Annotated in this window: 15 protein-coding genes; 8 read left to right on the plus strand and 7 right to left on the minus strand. The window is 72.2% G+C overall.

Going from position 1 to position 13,129, the window contains the following annotated elements; genetic code table 11:
- Positions 1-2 precede the first annotated feature (2 nt).
- The 6 genes from FIV44_RS04635 to FIV44_RS31780 form a co-directional block, all read right to left on the minus strand.
- Positions 3-731, minus strand: coding sequence for an LOG family protein (locus tag FIV44_RS04635; RefSeq protein ID WP_141003441.1), 729 nt, complete (start codon positions 729-731; stop codon positions 3-5).
- Positions 728-1,825, minus strand: coding sequence for a succinyl-diaminopimelate desuccinylase (gene dapE / locus FIV44_RS04640; protein WP_141003442.1), 1,098 nt, complete (start codon positions 1,823-1,825; stop codon positions 728-730). The genes FIV44_RS04635 and dapE overlap by 4 nt, the downstream gene beginning before the upstream one ends.
- A 44-nt stretch (positions 1,826-1,869) precedes the next feature.
- Entirely contained in the window at positions 1,870-2,598 is a 729-nt protein-coding gene (locus tag FIV44_RS04645) for a GAF and ANTAR domain-containing protein (protein WP_141003443.1), read from the minus strand.
- Between the two features lie 87 nt (positions 2,599-2,685).
- Complete coding sequence (locus FIV44_RS04650) at positions 2,686-3,099, minus strand: PaaI family thioesterase (RefSeq protein ID WP_181410992.1); 414 nt, start codon at positions 3,097-3,099, stop codon at positions 2,686-2,688.
- Between the two features lie 238 nt (positions 3,100-3,337).
- Positions 3,338-5,254: a class I tRNA ligase family protein gene (locus FIV44_RS33030; protein ID WP_281285805.1), complete on the minus strand. Its 1,917-nt coding sequence runs from the start codon at positions 5,252-5,254 to the stop codon at positions 3,338-3,340.
- 11 nt (positions 5,255-5,265) lie between these two features.
- Complete coding sequence (locus tag FIV44_RS31780) at positions 5,266-6,567, minus strand: class I tRNA ligase family protein (RefSeq protein ID WP_281285806.1); 1,302 nt, start codon at positions 6,565-6,567, stop codon at positions 5,266-5,268.
- A 269-nt stretch (positions 6,568-6,836) separates the two neighbouring features.
- On the opposite strand from FIV44_RS31780, the gene FIV44_RS04660 reads away from it, so the two are divergent.
- From FIV44_RS04660 to FIV44_RS04685, 7 genes are all read left to right on the plus strand, one after another.
- On the plus strand, positions 6,837-7,157 hold the full coding sequence (locus FIV44_RS04660) for a hypothetical protein (RefSeq protein WP_141003445.1): 321 nt from the start codon (positions 6,837-6,839) through the stop codon (positions 7,155-7,157).
- A gap of 10 nt (positions 7,158-7,167) precedes the next feature.
- Positions 7,168-7,662 (plus strand): DinB family protein, encoded by a 495-nt coding sequence (locus tag FIV44_RS30255; RefSeq protein ID WP_181410993.1) that lies wholly within the window; start codon positions 7,168-7,170, stop codon positions 7,660-7,662.
- 47 nt (positions 7,663-7,709) lie between these two features.
- Positions 7,710-8,504 (plus strand): acyl-CoA thioesterase, encoded by a 795-nt coding sequence (locus tag FIV44_RS30260; RefSeq protein WP_181410994.1) that lies wholly within the window; start codon positions 7,710-7,712, stop codon positions 8,502-8,504.
- Positions 8,505-8,955: 451 nt separating this feature from the next.
- The gene (gene dapD / locus FIV44_RS04670; RefSeq protein ID WP_141003447.1) at positions 8,956-9,894 is read left to right on the plus strand and encodes a 2,3,4,5-tetrahydropyridine-2,6-dicarboxylate N-succinyltransferase; all 939 of its coding nucleotides are present in this window, start codon (positions 8,956-8,958) and stop codon (positions 9,892-9,894) included.
- Between the two features lie 50 nt (positions 9,895-9,944).
- Positions 9,945-10,907, plus strand: a complete 963-nt coding sequence (locus FIV44_RS04675; protein ID WP_141003448.1) for a VldE C-terminal domain-containing protein — start codon at positions 9,945-9,947, stop codon at positions 10,905-10,907.
- Positions 10,908-10,976: 69 nt separating this feature from the next.
- A complete protein-coding gene (locus FIV44_RS04680; protein ID WP_141003449.1) occupies positions 10,977-11,228 on the plus strand; it encodes a hypothetical protein in 252 nt (83 codons plus the stop codon).
- Positions 11,225-11,602, plus strand: coding sequence for a hypothetical protein (locus FIV44_RS04685; protein WP_141003450.1), 378 nt, complete (start codon positions 11,225-11,227; stop codon positions 11,600-11,602). The genes FIV44_RS04680 and FIV44_RS04685 overlap by 4 nt, the downstream gene beginning before the upstream one ends.
- On the opposite strand, the gene FIV44_RS31785 is transcribed toward FIV44_RS04685, so the two are convergent.
- Positions 11,599-12,612: a helix-turn-helix domain-containing protein gene (locus tag FIV44_RS31785; protein WP_141003451.1), complete on the minus strand. Its 1,014-nt coding sequence runs from the start codon at positions 12,610-12,612 to the stop codon at positions 11,599-11,601. The two genes, FIV44_RS04685 and FIV44_RS31785, sit on opposite strands and share 4 nt — an antisense overlap.
- Positions 12,613-12,736: 124 nt before the next feature.
- On the opposite strand from FIV44_RS31785, the gene FIV44_RS04695 reads away from it, so the two are divergent.
- Positions 12,737-13,123 carry a hypothetical protein gene (locus FIV44_RS04695; protein WP_141003452.1) on the plus strand — a complete coding sequence of 129 codons (387 nt, stop codon included), beginning with the start codon at positions 12,737-12,739 and terminating at the stop codon, positions 13,121-13,123.
- The last annotated feature ends 6 nt before the right edge of the window (positions 13,124-13,129 follow it).

Below are 13,129 nucleotides of genomic sequence, written 5' to 3' on the forward strand. Positions count from 1 at the left end.
CCTCAGCCGTGCCGGTCGCGGGCCGCGACCATCAGCGCCACGGCCTCGTCGACGTCGTCGGTCAGGGTGAGCATGTCGATGTCGGACTGCTTGATCCGCGCGTCCTCCAGCATCGAGCCCTGCATCCACTCGATCAGCCCGCGCCAGTGCTCGGTCCCCATCAGCACGATCGGGAACTGGGTGATCTTGAGGGTCTGCGAGAGCGTCATCGCCTCGAACAGCTCGTCGAGGGTGCCGAGGCCGCCGGGCAGCACGATGTAGCCCTGGCTGTACTTCACGAACATCATCTTGCGGACGAAGAAGTACCGGAAGTTCAGCCCGAAGGTGATGTAGTCGTTGAGCTTGGCCTCCCAGGGCAGCTCGATGCCCAGGCCGATGCTCTCGCCGCCGGCCTCCATGGCGCCGCGGTTGGCGGCCTCCATGGCGCCAGGGCCGCCGCCGGTGATGACCGCGAACCCGGCCTTCGTGAGCGCCGCGCCGACCCGGACGCCGATGTCGTACGCCGGGTGCTCGGCCGGGATGCGGGCGGACCCGAACACGGAGATGGCCGGGCCGATCTCGGCGAGGTCGTTGAAGCCCTCGACGAACTCGGCCTGGATCTTCAGCACGCGCCACGGGTCGGTGTGCACCCAGCCGCTGTCGCCGCGGCTGTCGAGCAGCCGCTGGTCGGTGGTCGAGCCCTCGGGACGGCCCGCGCTCGGGCGGGGTCCGGGTCCGCTGCGCCTGGTCATGCCTGCTCCTTGTCGGTGGTGGTGAGCCACGCCCTCAGCTGCTGCTCGCAGCGCACGATCTGGGCGACCTCGACGTGCTCGTCCTGCTTGTGGGCCAGCATCGGGTCCCCGGGTCCGTAGTTGACCGCCGGCACGCCGAGGACGGTGAACCGGGCGACATCGGTCCAGCCGAACTTCGGCGCCACCTGGCCGCCCACGGCGTCGACGAACGCGCGGGCGGCGGGCCGGTCCAGGCCGGGCAGCGCGCCGGGGGCGCTGTCGGTGAGGGTCACCTCGAAGCCGTCGAAGAAGTCCCGCACATAGGCCAGCGCCTCGGCCTCGGAGCGGTCGGGGGCGAAGCGGAAGTTGACCGTCACCACGCACTCGTCGGGGATCACGTTGCCGGCGACGCCACCGCGGATCGCGACCGCGTTGAGCCCCTCGTGGTACTCCAGCCCGTCGATCACGGGCCGGCGGGCGTCGTACGCGTGGAGCCGGGCGAGGACCTCGGCGGCGCCGTGGATCGCGTTGACCCCGCGCCAGCTGCGCGCGGAGTGGGCCCGCTCGCCCGTCGTCCGCACGTCGACGCGCAGGGTGCCCTGGCAGCCGGCCTCGACGCCGGCGTTCGACGGCTCCATGAGGATCGCGAAGTCCGCCTCGAGGAGCCCGGGATCGGACTCCCCCAGCAGCCGCAGCCCGTTGTACGCCGCCTCGATCTCCTCGGCCTCGTAGAGCACGTAGGTCACGTCGTGCACGGGTGCCGTGAGGGTCGCGGCGAGCTTGAGGATGACCGCGTCGCCGCCCTTCATGTCGCAGGTGCCGAGCCCGTGGAGGATCCCCGCCTGCTCGTCGAGACGGCTGGGCAGGTTGTCGTTGACCGGCACGGTGTCGAGGTGGCCGGCGATCACCACCCGGCTCGGGCGGCCGAGGTCGGTCCGCGCGACGACGGTGTGGCCGCGGCGGGTCACCGTGAGGTGCGGCAGGGGCCGCAGCGCCTCCTCGACCGCGTCGGCGATCACCTGCTCGTCGCGGCTGACCGACTCGATGTCGACCAGCTGGCGGGTCAGGCGGACGACGTCGGTGGCGAGGTCGATCCGCGGCGGTGGAGCAGGCACGGGTGACAGTCAACCAGCCCGGCGTTCACGACGGCGGCGCAGGCTCACCAGGGCGAGTTGTGGTAGTCGACGATCGTCTGCGCAACCGCGGACACCTTCTCGTTGAGGTCACGGCTCGTCTCGCGGAGGATCGCCCACGCCCTGGTCTCGTCGACCTTGTGGAAGGCCATCAGCAGGCCGATGGCCTTGCCGATCTCCCGGTTGCTGCGCAGGCCCTCGCGCAGGGTGGCGGCCTGCTCACGGTGGTGGTCGGCGGCGACGGCCAGCGAGGCGAACGGCGCGAGCACCATCGCGCGGTCCGCGGAGGCCGCGTCGAGGCGTCCCGGGGTGTCGCTCCAGAGGTTCAGCGCACCGATCTTCTGCTGGTCCACGACGATCCGAACCCCTGCCGCTCCTCGCACCGGCGTCCGGTCGAGCACGAACCGGCTCAGCCGCGGCCACGCGGAGCCCACGGCGAGGTCGGGGTCGAGGTACATCCCCTCGTCGAGGATCGCGTCGATGCACGGCCCCTCACGCAGCCGGGTCTCGGCCTGGTCGATGGCCCGGGCCACGGCGTCGGTCGCCGCGACCGTGACGAACCTGTCACGCCGCAGCATCATCAAGCTGGCGTGGTCGACCCCCGGGACGAGCCTCGTCGCCGCGTGGAGGACCGCCTGGTGCACCTCGTCGGTCGAGGAGCCGGCGTACGTCAGCGCCGCGATCGAGCCGAACACCTGCACCAGCTCGTCGTCCGGTCCGGGGGGCTCGTGGACCTCGCCGCCGGTGTGGCTCATCGTGGCCTCCTTCCGCGGCCCACCGGCGGGGACTCCCGCCGGACCGGCAGTCTAGCGCCGCGCTCCGCGCAGTCGGCGTCCCTCGACTCAGTGGAAGATGCGGCTGGTCACCTGGGCGGTCGCGACCACCTGACGGCCGGCGTCGTGGACGACGACCTGGCTGTGGGTCGTGGAGCGGGTCCGGCTCAGCACACTGGCCGTCGCGGTCAGGTCGCCGGTGGCGGCTGCGACGTAGGAGATGTCCAGCTGGGTGGTGGCGCCGCCGGTCGCGCCGTCGTCGGTGGTGAGCCCGGAGGCGGACGCGGCGGCACCGGCGACGTCGACCAGGGTCGCGACCACGCCGCCGTGCAGGACGCCCGGCACGGTGGTCAGGTCGTCGCGGAACGCGAGACCGAGGCGGACCTCCTCCGGGCGGGCGTCGAGCACCTCGATCCCGAGGGCGCGGGCGACCGGCGAGCCGGCCAGGACGTCGTCGATCCAGGAGCGCGCGAGGGGGTGCATGCGCCCATCCTCGGCAGCGCGCGCCCGGCCGGCCATGACCCGCGAGGTCATGCCCGGCCGGCGGATCCAGGCCTCAGAACGTGTGGGGAAAGTCGTGGTCGTCGCGAGCGTCGCATCCGTCGAGTGCCTCGCCAGGCGCAGATGTGACGGCGGTCTGGTTGCACCATCGAGCATCTGCAACGCCGCGAGGCGCCGACGGGGCGGCGCGCAGCAGGCCACGACCTTTCCCAATACGTTCTCAGGCCAGGCTGACCGCGATCGCGGCCTTCTCGCCCTCGCCCACCGCGACCTCCGCGGCGCCCACGGGCGCCGCCTCCGTCACCGTGTACGACGTCGCGAGGGTCTCGCCCGCGATCAACGCCTCGTGGGCGCGGGCCGCGGCGAGCACCGGCGCGGGGCCGGCGACGACGAGCTCGATCCGGTCGGTGACCTGGAAGTCCGCGTCCCGGCGCGCCTGCTGCACGGCGCGGACCAGGTCGCGGGCCAGGCCCTCCTCGGCGAGCTCGGGCGTGACGACGGTGTCGAGGACGACGAAGCCGCCGCCGGGCAGCATGCCGGTCGCGGTGCCCTCGGCGGCGTCGCCCGCCACGGCCTCCAGGGAGTACTCCCCCTCGACCAGGACCAAGCCACCGGATGTCACGGCGCCGTCGGCGCCGACCGACCAGTCGCCGGACTTGGAGCCCTTGATGGCGAGCTGGACGTCCTTGCCGAGGCGCGGGCCGGCGGCGCGGGCGTTGACGGTGAGCCTCTGCTCGACGCCGTACCCGGCGGCCTCCTCGGAGTCCGCAGCCAGCAGGCGCACGGCCTTGACGTTCAGCTCGTCGGCGACGATCGCGGCGAACGGCTCCAGCGCGGCCGGGTCGTCGACCACCACGGTCAGCGCCGCCAGCGGCAGCCGGTTGCGGAGCCTGGCGGCCTTGCGCAGCGCGGACGTCGAGGAGCAGACCTCGCGGACCTGGTCCATCGCGGCGACGAGGGTATCGTCGGCCGGCAGCGCGGAGACGTCGGGCCAGTCGGCCAGGTGCACCGAGCGGCCGCCGGTCAGGCCCCGCCAGATCTCCTCCGTGATCAGCGGCAGCAGCGGCGCGACGGCCCGGCAGACCACGTCGAGCACGGCGGCCAGGGTCTCGAAGGCCTCCGGCTTGCCCTCCCAGAACCGCTCGCGGGAGCGGCGGACATACCAGTTGGTCAGCACGTCGAGGAAGGAGCGCGTCGTGTCGCAGGCGTCGGCGATGGCGTAGGCGTCCATCTCGGCGGTGAGCTGCTCGACGTACTGGCGCGTCTTGGCGAGCAGGTACCGGTCGAGCGGGTCGGTCGAGTCGGTGCGCGCGCCGGCGTCGTACTGCTCGGCGTTGGCGTAGAGCGCGAAGAAGTACCACGTGTTCCAGAGCGGGATCATCACCTGGCGCACGGCGTCGCGGATGCCCTGCTCGGTGACGACGAGATTGCCGCCGCGCAGGATGGGCGAGGCCATGAGGAACCAGCGCATCGCGTCGGCGCCGTCGCGGTCGAAGACCTCGGAGACGTCGGGGTAGTTGCGCAGCGACTTCGACATCTTGTTGCCGTCGGAGCCGAGCACGATGCCGTGGCTGATGCAGGAGGAGAACGCCGGCTTGTCGAAGAGCGCGGTGGCCAGGATGTGCAGCGTGTAGAACCAGCCGCGGGTCTGGCCGATGTACTCGACGATGAAGTCGGCCGGGAAGTGGTTCTCGAACCACTCCTTGTTCTCGAACGGGTAGTGCACCTGCCCGAAGCTCATCGACCCGGAGTCGAACCACACGTCGAGGACGTCGGCGACGCGGCGCATCGTCGACCGGCCGGTGGGGTCGTCCGGGTTCGGGCGGGTGAGGTCGTCGATCCACGGCCGGTGCAGGTCCGGCTGGCCCTGCGCGTTGAGCGGAAGCCGGCCGAAGTCCCGCTCGATCTCCTCGAAGGAGCCGTAGACGTCGATGCGCGGGTACTCCTCGCTGTCCGACTTCCACACCGGGACGGGCGAGCCCCAGAACCGGTTGCGGGTGATCGACCAGTCGCGGGCGTTGTCGACCCACTTGCCGAACTGGCCGTCCTTGATGTGCTCGGGGACCCAGCGGATCTCCTGGTTGAGCTCGGCCATGCGCTGCTTGAACGCCGTCACCTCGACGAACCAGCTGCTCACGCCCTTGTAGATCAGGGGCTCGCGGCAGCGCCAGCAGTGGGGTAGGAGTGGTCGTAGGTCTCGCGGCGCAGCAGCACGGTGCCGGGGGTGACCGCGCTCGCCCCGGGGTTCAGTGCAGCGGTCTTGAGGTCGTCGATGATGTGCAGGTTGGCGTCGAAGACCAGCATGCCGGCGTACTCGGTGACGGGCGCGGTGAACCGGCCGTCCTTGCCGACCGGCATCACCGCCTCGATGCCCTCGCGGTCGGTGACCTCCTTGTCGACCTCGCCGAAGGCACCGGCGCTGTGCACCAGCCCGGTGCCGTCCGTGGTCGTGACGGCCTCGTCGGCGGCGACGACGCGGAAGGCGTTGGCGTGGTCGGCGAAGTAGGAGAACGGCGGCGCGTAGACCAGACCGAGCAGGTCGGCGCCCTTGCCGCGCCAGGTGACGGTGGGCTCGTCGCCGAGCTCGCGGGCGTACGCCGCCAGCCGGGCCTCGGCGAGCACCAGCCGCTGACCCTCGTGGTCGACCACGACGTAGTCGATGTCGGAGCCGACCATCACCGCGAGGTTGCTGGGCAGGGTCCACGGCGTGGTGGTCCAGACCAGCAGCTTGGCGCCCTGGAGGTCACCCGGCGAGGTGATCTCGAAGCCGACGGTGACGGCCGGGTCCTGCCGCATCTGGTAGACGTCGTCGTCCATCCGCAGCTCGTGGTTGGACAGCGGGGTCTCGTCGTTCCAGCAGTAGGGCAGGACGCGGAAGCCCTCGTAGACCAGGCCCTTGTCGAACAGGCTCTTGAAGGCCCACAGCACCGACTCCATGAACTCGGGGTTCATGGTCTTGTAGTCGTTGTCGAAGTCGACCCAGCGCGCCTGGCGGGTGACGTAGTCGCGCCACTCGCCGGTGTACTTGAGCACCGACGCACGGCAGGCGTCGTTGAACCTGTCGATGCCCATCTCGACGATCTCGTCGGTGGTCTTGATGCCGTTGAGGCGCATCGCCTCCAGCTCGGCCGGCAGCCCGTGGGTGTCCCAGCCGAAGCGGCGCTCGACGCGCTTGCCGCGCATCGTCTGGTAGCGCGGCACGATGTCCTTGACGTAGCCGGTCAGCAGGTGGCCGTAGTGGGGCAGGCCGTTGGCGAACGGCGGGCCGTCGTAGAAGACGAACTCGTTCTCGCCGTTCGGACCGGGGTCGCGCTGCTCGACCGACGCGCGGAAGGTGTCGTCCTCGGCCCAGTAGGCCAGGACCCCCTCCTCGATGCGCGGGAAGCGCGGCGAGCTCGGGACGGCCCCCTGGCCGGCGGTCGGGTCGGTGGTGACCTTCGGATAGGTCATCGGGCTTCGGTCTCCTGCGTCGTCTGGCTCTCGATGTGCACTGCCTGACGAGGACGACGTCTGCCGCGGTACCACCTCGCTTGCCGCCCCGCCGACTGCTCGGGACGACCGCTCGTTCACGGCTGTGACGGGCCTGCCCGCCGGGTTCTACTTGCCTGTCGGCTTTCTTCCCGGAGCTCGCCGCTGATGACGGCTCGAACGCTGTGCCCCCAAGCGTACGGCGTCGGTCGGGTGCGGTGCCAACCGGTTGCGTACCTCAGACTGTGCGCATGCGTTCTCGGCGTCGCCCCAGTCTCACGACCCGCTACCTGATCGCGATCGCCGCGTTCCTCGTGGCGTTCGCGACCTTCGCGATCACGATCACCGTGCTGTCGCCCGACGACCAGGCGGCGCAGGGCCGGAGCGGTGGCACCAGGATGCTGGGCATCGCCGTCCGCACCCTCTTCCTCACCGACGGGTCCGACGCCTCCCCGACGGCGACGGCGCTGTTGCTCCCCCTCGCCTGGGCCTCTCTCGTCGTGATGGTGAGCGCACTGCTGACCTGCATCAGCATCAACATCGAATACCGCAGAGGCGGCCCGTACCGCTGAGAATGGGGTCATGACGTCCACGACGACCGGCGAGCTGGCGAACCTGCGCGACTACCTCACCCACTACCGTGCGACCCTCGAGCGCAAGTGCGCCGGCCTGACGCCGGAGCAGCTGGCGACCCGGTCGGTGCCGCCGAGCACGCTGAGCCTGCTGGGGATGGTGCGCCACCTGGCCCGGGTCGAGCACTTCTGGTTCCAGCGCGCGCTGGTCGAGGTCGACGCCCCGCGCATCTACGACGACGGCGACGCCGGGTTCGCCGAGGTCGAGCCGACCGAGGCCGCGGTCGCCGGGGCCTGGACCGCCTGGCGCGAGCAGGTCGCGCTGGCCGACGCCTGGCTGGACCGGCGCACCGACGACGGCCTCGGGCAGGTCGTCACGTTCCGCCAGGGCACCGAGACGGCCAGCGTGCGGGACATCCTCGTGCACATGATCGAGGAGTACGCCCGGCACTGCGGGCACGCCGACCTGCTGAGGGAGTGCATCGACGGCGTCACCGGCGAGTGAGCGAGCACGATATCGCCGCTGTCGGACCTCTCCGGCACGATGGCACGGTGAGCTATCTCCTCGACGAAGCGGTCGCGGCCGAGGCGCTCGGCGGCGGCCGGTGCCGGGTCCAGGTCACCGCCGACTGGAACACCGCGAACCAGACGCCCAACGGCGGCTACGTCCTCGCGCTGCTGCAGCACGCGGTGCTGCAGGAGTCCGCCCATCCCGATCCGCTGAGCATCTCGATCACCTACTTCCGGCCCGCGCTCCCCGGCCCGGGCGACGTCCGGGTGCGGGAGGTCCGCAAGGGCCGCCGGGTGTCGACGTACGACGCCGTGCTGACGCAGGACGACAAGGAGGTCGCCCACGCCGTGGTGAGCACCCACGACTGGGACGCGGCGGGCTCGGTCGAGCACGTCCCGCACACCGCCCCGGACGCGCCACGGCCCGACGACTGCGTGGACGTGAGCGCGCTGGTGCCGGCCGGGATGGTGCCGATCCTGGACCGCTACCGCTATCGCGCGCCGAGCGCCCCCGGCTGGCTCACCGGGAGACCCTCCGGGCTGACCGAGTCGCTGTGCTGGATCCAGGCCGCCGACCAGCGGCCGGTCGACGCGCTGCTGGCGGGCGCGATGACCGATGCGTTCCCGCCGGTCACCGCCGAGATCGGCCACCTCGCGTCCGCGACGATCCAGCTCACCGTCCACTACCGGCGCCGGCCCGCGACGGTGTGGGCGCTCGGCCACGTCACGAGCCGGCACGTCATCGCGGGCTACCACGACGAGGACGTCGAGCTGTGGGACGAGCAGGGCCGGCTGATCGCGCAGAGCCGGCAGCTGGCGATCCTGGCCGGAGACTGATCCGCCCGCCCTCAGCGCTCGGCGACGGTGACCGTCGTACCGGCGTCGAGGGTGGGGGTGCCGAAGGTGACGGCACCGTGCCGGTCCAGCGAGAACTCCCTGCGCAGGTCGCCCGGGGCTCGGGCATCATCGGAGCGCTGGTCTCGAGCGCCACCTCCCGGCCACTGACCTGGACCACGGTGACGACGAGGTGCGGCTCTCCCAGCACGCCGACGGTGAGGCTGTCACCCGCGGAGAGCTCGTACATGGTGACGACGGGCTCGGGCTGCTCCCGCGACCAGCCGGTCCAGCCCTGGACGGTGACCTCGAGCCGCACCGGCCCGTCGCCGCAGCCGGCGAGCGGCAACACGGCGAGCAGCAGGGGCGCGAGCAGGAGGCGGCGGCCGCGAGACATGTCCGTCCGACGGCGCCGACGTGCCACCGGTTCCCCGCGCCCATAGAATCTGCTCACGTGACTGCTGCATGGGGCTTCGGCCTGACGACCTACGCCGCCGACGAGACCGTCCTGGACACCTGGTTCCCCGCACCCGCATTGGGCGAGCGGCCCGCCGACGCGCAGGCACCGGCCGACCTGCTCGCGCTGGAGGGCAGCGACGAGGCGCGCGGCGTCACCCGCAGGGTCAACCTGGTCGAGATCGCCGATCTCGGCGCCGCGCCGGTCGACACGGTCGACGTGTGGCTGCGCCTCCACCTGCTCTCCCACCGCCTGGTGCCGCCCCACGGGCTCAGCCTGGAGGGGCAGTTCGGCCTCCTCGCCAACGTCGTGTGGACCTCCGCCGGTCCGTGCGCGATCGAGGGCTTCGAGCTCACCCGGGCGCGGCTGCAGGCCGCGGGCCAGCACGTCACGGTGTACGGCGTCGACAAGTTCCCGCGCCTGGTGGACTACGTGATCCCGGCGGGCGTCCGGATCGCCGATGCCGACCGGGTCCGGCTCGGCGCGCACCTGGCCGAGGGCACCACCGTGATGCACGAGGGCTTCGTCAACTTCAACGCCGGCACGCTCGGCACGTCCATGGTCGAGGGCCGGATCTCGGCGGGCGTCGTCGTGGGCGACGGCTCCGACGTCGGCGGCGGCGCGTCGATCATGGGCACCCTGTCCGGCGGCGGCAAGCAGGTCATCTCCGTCGGCCGGCGCTGCCTGCTCGGCGCCAACGCCGGCATCGGCATCTCCCTGGGCGACGACTGTGTCGTCGAGGCCGGCTGCTATGTCACCGCCGGCACGAAGGTCACCGTCCTCGAGCCCGGCAAGGACGCCCGCGTCGTCAAGGCCGCCGAGCTCTCCGGCGCCAGCAACGTGCTGTTCCGCCGCAACTCGGTGTCCGGGGCGATCGAGGCGGTTCCGTGGCAGGGCGAGGGCATCGCCCTCAACGCCGCGCTGCACGCCAACTGAGCGAGGCTGAGCACCGTCCCCCGTCACCACGGCCCCCGCACACTGGCGAGGTGAAGCGCAATGCCTGGGCGGTCGTCGTCGGCCTGGCGGTCCTGACGACCGTCGTGGCCGTCGGCATCGGCGTGCTCCGGGCGACCGACACGCTGGTCGGCGGGCCGACCGGCGACTGCACCGTCACGCTCGACGACCACACCGTCGACATCAGCGGCGAGCAGGCCGAGAACGCGGCGCTGATCTCGGCGATCGCCGTACGCCGGGGGCTGCCGGCTCGCGCGGCGTCGATCGCCCTGGCGACGGCCTTCCAGGAGTCGAAGCTGCGCAATATCGACTACGGCGACCGCGACTCGCTGGGCCTCTTCCAGCAGCGGCCGTCGCAGGGCTGGGGCACCCACGAGCAGATCCTCGACCCCGTCTACGCGACCAACGCGTTCTACGACGCGCTGGTGAAGGTCGACGGCTACGAGACCATGGAGATCACCGTCGCCGCGCAGGCGGTGCAGCGCTCGGCCTTCCCGAACGCGTACGCCGACCACGAGGCCGACGGCCGCGCCCTCGCCTCGGCGCTGACCGGCTACTCCCCCGCCACCTTCAGCTGCGACCTCGACGGCGGCGCCCCCTCGGCGGACACCCAGCTGGTCGCCAGCGGCCTGACGCCGCGCGCCGAGGCGGTCCGCACCGAGCTGCTCACCCGCTTCGGGCGCCTCCAGCTCGGCGGCTTCGACCCGGCCGGCGTCTCGAGCGGCCACATGGAGGGCTCGGCGCACTACGACGGTCGCGCCGTCGACGTGTTCGTGCGGCCGGTCACCAAGGCCAACAACGCCCGCGGCTGGGCGATCGCGCACTGGGCGGTCGCCAACGCCGCCCGCCTCGACATCCGCACCGTCATCTTCGACGACCGGATCTGGACCGCCGGTCGCAAGGGCTGGCGCGACTACCGGGTGCCCGCGTCCTCCTCGGGCGACCGAGCCATCCTCGAGCACCGCGACCACGTCCACATCGACGTCTTCCGCTGACGGCCGCGGTTGTCCACAGGCCCGACGATCTCGGTGGCGCATACGATCGTATGCGTCTACGCTGGAGGTATGGACCGGATCACCATCGCCGTCGAGGACGACATCGGCGTCGCCGTGCGCAAGGCCGCCGCCGAGCAGGGACAGTCGGTGAGCGCGTGGATGGCCGAGGCCGCCGCGGCGCGGCTGCGCAACCACTTCCTCGGCCAGTTCCTCGACGAGTACGAGGCCGAGTACGGAGCCTTCACCGAGGAGGAGATGGCCGAGGCCCGGGCACTCTTCCGGCGGAAGCCCGGACGCTGGAAGGACGAGCCCACGCCATGACGCTGGTGCTGGACACCGGCGCCCTCTTGGCGATCGAGTGGCGCAACCGGGCCGTGCTGGCCGCGATCCGGCGTGCGCATGAGGAGGGCGTCCCCGTGCGAACGAGCAGCGGAGCGGTCGCCCAGACCTGGCGCAACGGGGCGCGACAGGTCCGCTTGGCCACCGCGCTGCGCGGCATCGATGAGCACGCCATCGACGCGGGCGCGTCCCGCCGGGTCGGCCGACTCCTCGCCGACGCCGGCACCAGTGATGTCATCGATGCCCACGTCGCCACCCTGTGCGATCCCAATGCCGTCCTGTTGACGTCCGACCCCGACGACCTCGACCACCTCGCCGCCACCCGCGGGGTGGACGTGATCATCGAGCGAGTCTAGGTCCGCCGCCGCCAGGCCATCCCAAGCGTGAAGCGGGAGCTCGCACCGAGCTCGGCCATCGCCTCCGAGACCCGCCGGCGCACCGTCCGCGCGGTGATGCCGAGGGTCCGGGCCACGGCGTCGTCGGTCAGCCCCCGGGCCAGTAGCCCGAGGACGTCGGCCCACGGCTCGTCGTCCGCGAGCCAGGCGTGCGAGGTCGCCCAGAGCTCGTCGAAGAGCAGGCCGATCGCGGCGACCACCGGCGGGGTCCGGATCGCGATGGTGTTCTCCGGGGCCGGCGAGCCCCACCACACCGGCAGCGCGGCCAGGCCGGGCGGGTCCACGTACATCCAGCTCGCGACCTGCTCGCTGCGCCGGAAGTCGACGCCGGCGGCCCGGGCGGCCTCGACCAGACCGTCGAGGTCGGCGACGCCGTCGCCGCCGCGTCCCCAGGTCGGGTCGCTCGGCACGAGCACCCGGACCCGCGCCTCGCCGGAGAGCCGCTCCTGGAGGCGGAGCAGGTGGCCGGAGACCAGCGCCACGCGCAGCACGCCGGCGTCGGGCGCCACGAGCGAGGGCCGTTGCGGCCGCTCCCGCTCCGCGTGGCGGAACCACTCGTCCCACGAGTCGGCGTGGGCGTGGACCAGCGTCACCGCGAGCGGGTGCTCGCCCTCAGGGTCGGCGGTCCCGAGGTCCCACGCGCGGATCAGGCCGGGCAGCGCCTCCATCAGCGCGACGGTGCGGGCGTTCTCGGCCATCAGGGCCCGGGCCCGCGCCTCGCCGAGCGCCACGAAGACGGTGTACGGCGACTCGTACTCCAGGGGCTCGCCGTCGCGGCGCAGGAAGCCGCCGTCCTCCAGGGCCGCGATCCGGGCGCGCAGGTCCCGCGGCGGGTCGGCGAGCGCCGCGACCAGCGCCGCCTCGTCGGGCGGACGGAGCAGATAGGCGGTGCTCAGGATCTCCATCGTCACGGGATCGAGCAGCGCGCTCTCCCGGATCCCGGGGAGGCCGGCACCGGACGGCGTGGACATGGCGCCAGCGTGCGGGAGTACCGGACATTCCGCAACCGGACTCTCAGGAAGTGACCCCTACCGGACAGCTCCGGGCTACGTTGCCTGACGCGCCCGCCCGGGCCGCCGATCCCGAGGAGCTCTCATGTCGCACACCCCCGCCGTCAGGCCGCGCCGTCTCGCCGCGGCGCTCGCCGTCGCCCTGACCACCGCCGCGCTCACCCCCGCCCTGGCCGCGCCCGCCGGGGCCGCGGCCCCCGTGAAGAGCAAGGTCACCATCAAGGCCGCCGGCGTCGACCTCTTCGGCAAGGTGAAGAGCAAGCGGACCAAGTGCAAGGTCGGGCGCACGGTCCTCGTCTTCAAGGTCCTCGACGACGGCAACCACCTCTTCAGCACCGACACGACCGACGAGCGCGGCCGCTGGGACACCGGCAACACCGGCCAGGAGGGCACCTTCTTCGCGAAGGTCAGGAAGACTCCCACGTGCAAGGCCGCCAAGAGCCCACGCATCGAAGCCGTGCGCAACGACTGACCGCCG

Source organism: Nocardioides humi (assembly GCF_006494775.1).
Taxonomy (GTDB): domain Bacteria; phylum Actinomycetota; class Actinomycetes; order Propionibacteriales; family Nocardioidaceae; genus Nocardioides; species Nocardioides humi.

Coding starts and splice junctions, on each gene's coding strand:
- FIV44_RS04635 (WP_141003441.1), bottom strand. CDS start 731: ATGACCAGGCGCAGCGGACCCGGACCCCGCCCGAGCGCGGGCCGTCCC.
- FIV44_RS04645 (WP_141003443.1), bottom strand. CDS start 2,598: ATGAGCCACACCGGCGGCGAGGTCCACGAGCCCCCCGGACCGGACGAC.
- FIV44_RS04650 (WP_181410992.1), bottom strand. CDS start 3,099: ATGCACCCCCTCGCGCGCTCCTGGATCGACGACGTCCTGGCCGGCTCG.
- FIV44_RS31780 (WP_281285806.1), bottom strand. CDS start 6,567: ATGACCTATCCGAAGGTCACCACCGACCCGACCGCCGGCCAGGGGGCC.
- FIV44_RS04660 (WP_141003445.1), top strand. CDS start 6,837: ATGCGTTCTCGGCGTCGCCCCAGTCTCACGACCCGCTACCTGATCGCG.
- FIV44_RS30255 (WP_181410993.1), top strand. CDS start 7,168: ATGACGTCCACGACGACCGGCGAGCTGGCGAACCTGCGCGACTACCTC.
- FIV44_RS04680 (WP_141003449.1), top strand. CDS start 10,977: ATGGACCGGATCACCATCGCCGTCGAGGACGACATCGGCGTCGCCGTG.
- FIV44_RS04685 (WP_141003450.1), top strand. CDS start 11,225: ATGACGCTGGTGCTGGACACCGGCGCCCTCTTGGCGATCGAGTGGCGC.
- FIV44_RS31785 (WP_141003451.1), bottom strand. CDS start 12,612: ATGTCCACGCCGTCCGGTGCCGGCCTCCCCGGGATCCGGGAGAGCGCG.
- FIV44_RS04695 (WP_141003452.1), top strand. CDS start 12,737: ATGTCGCACACCCCCGCCGTCAGGCCGCGCCGTCTCGCCGCGGCGCTC.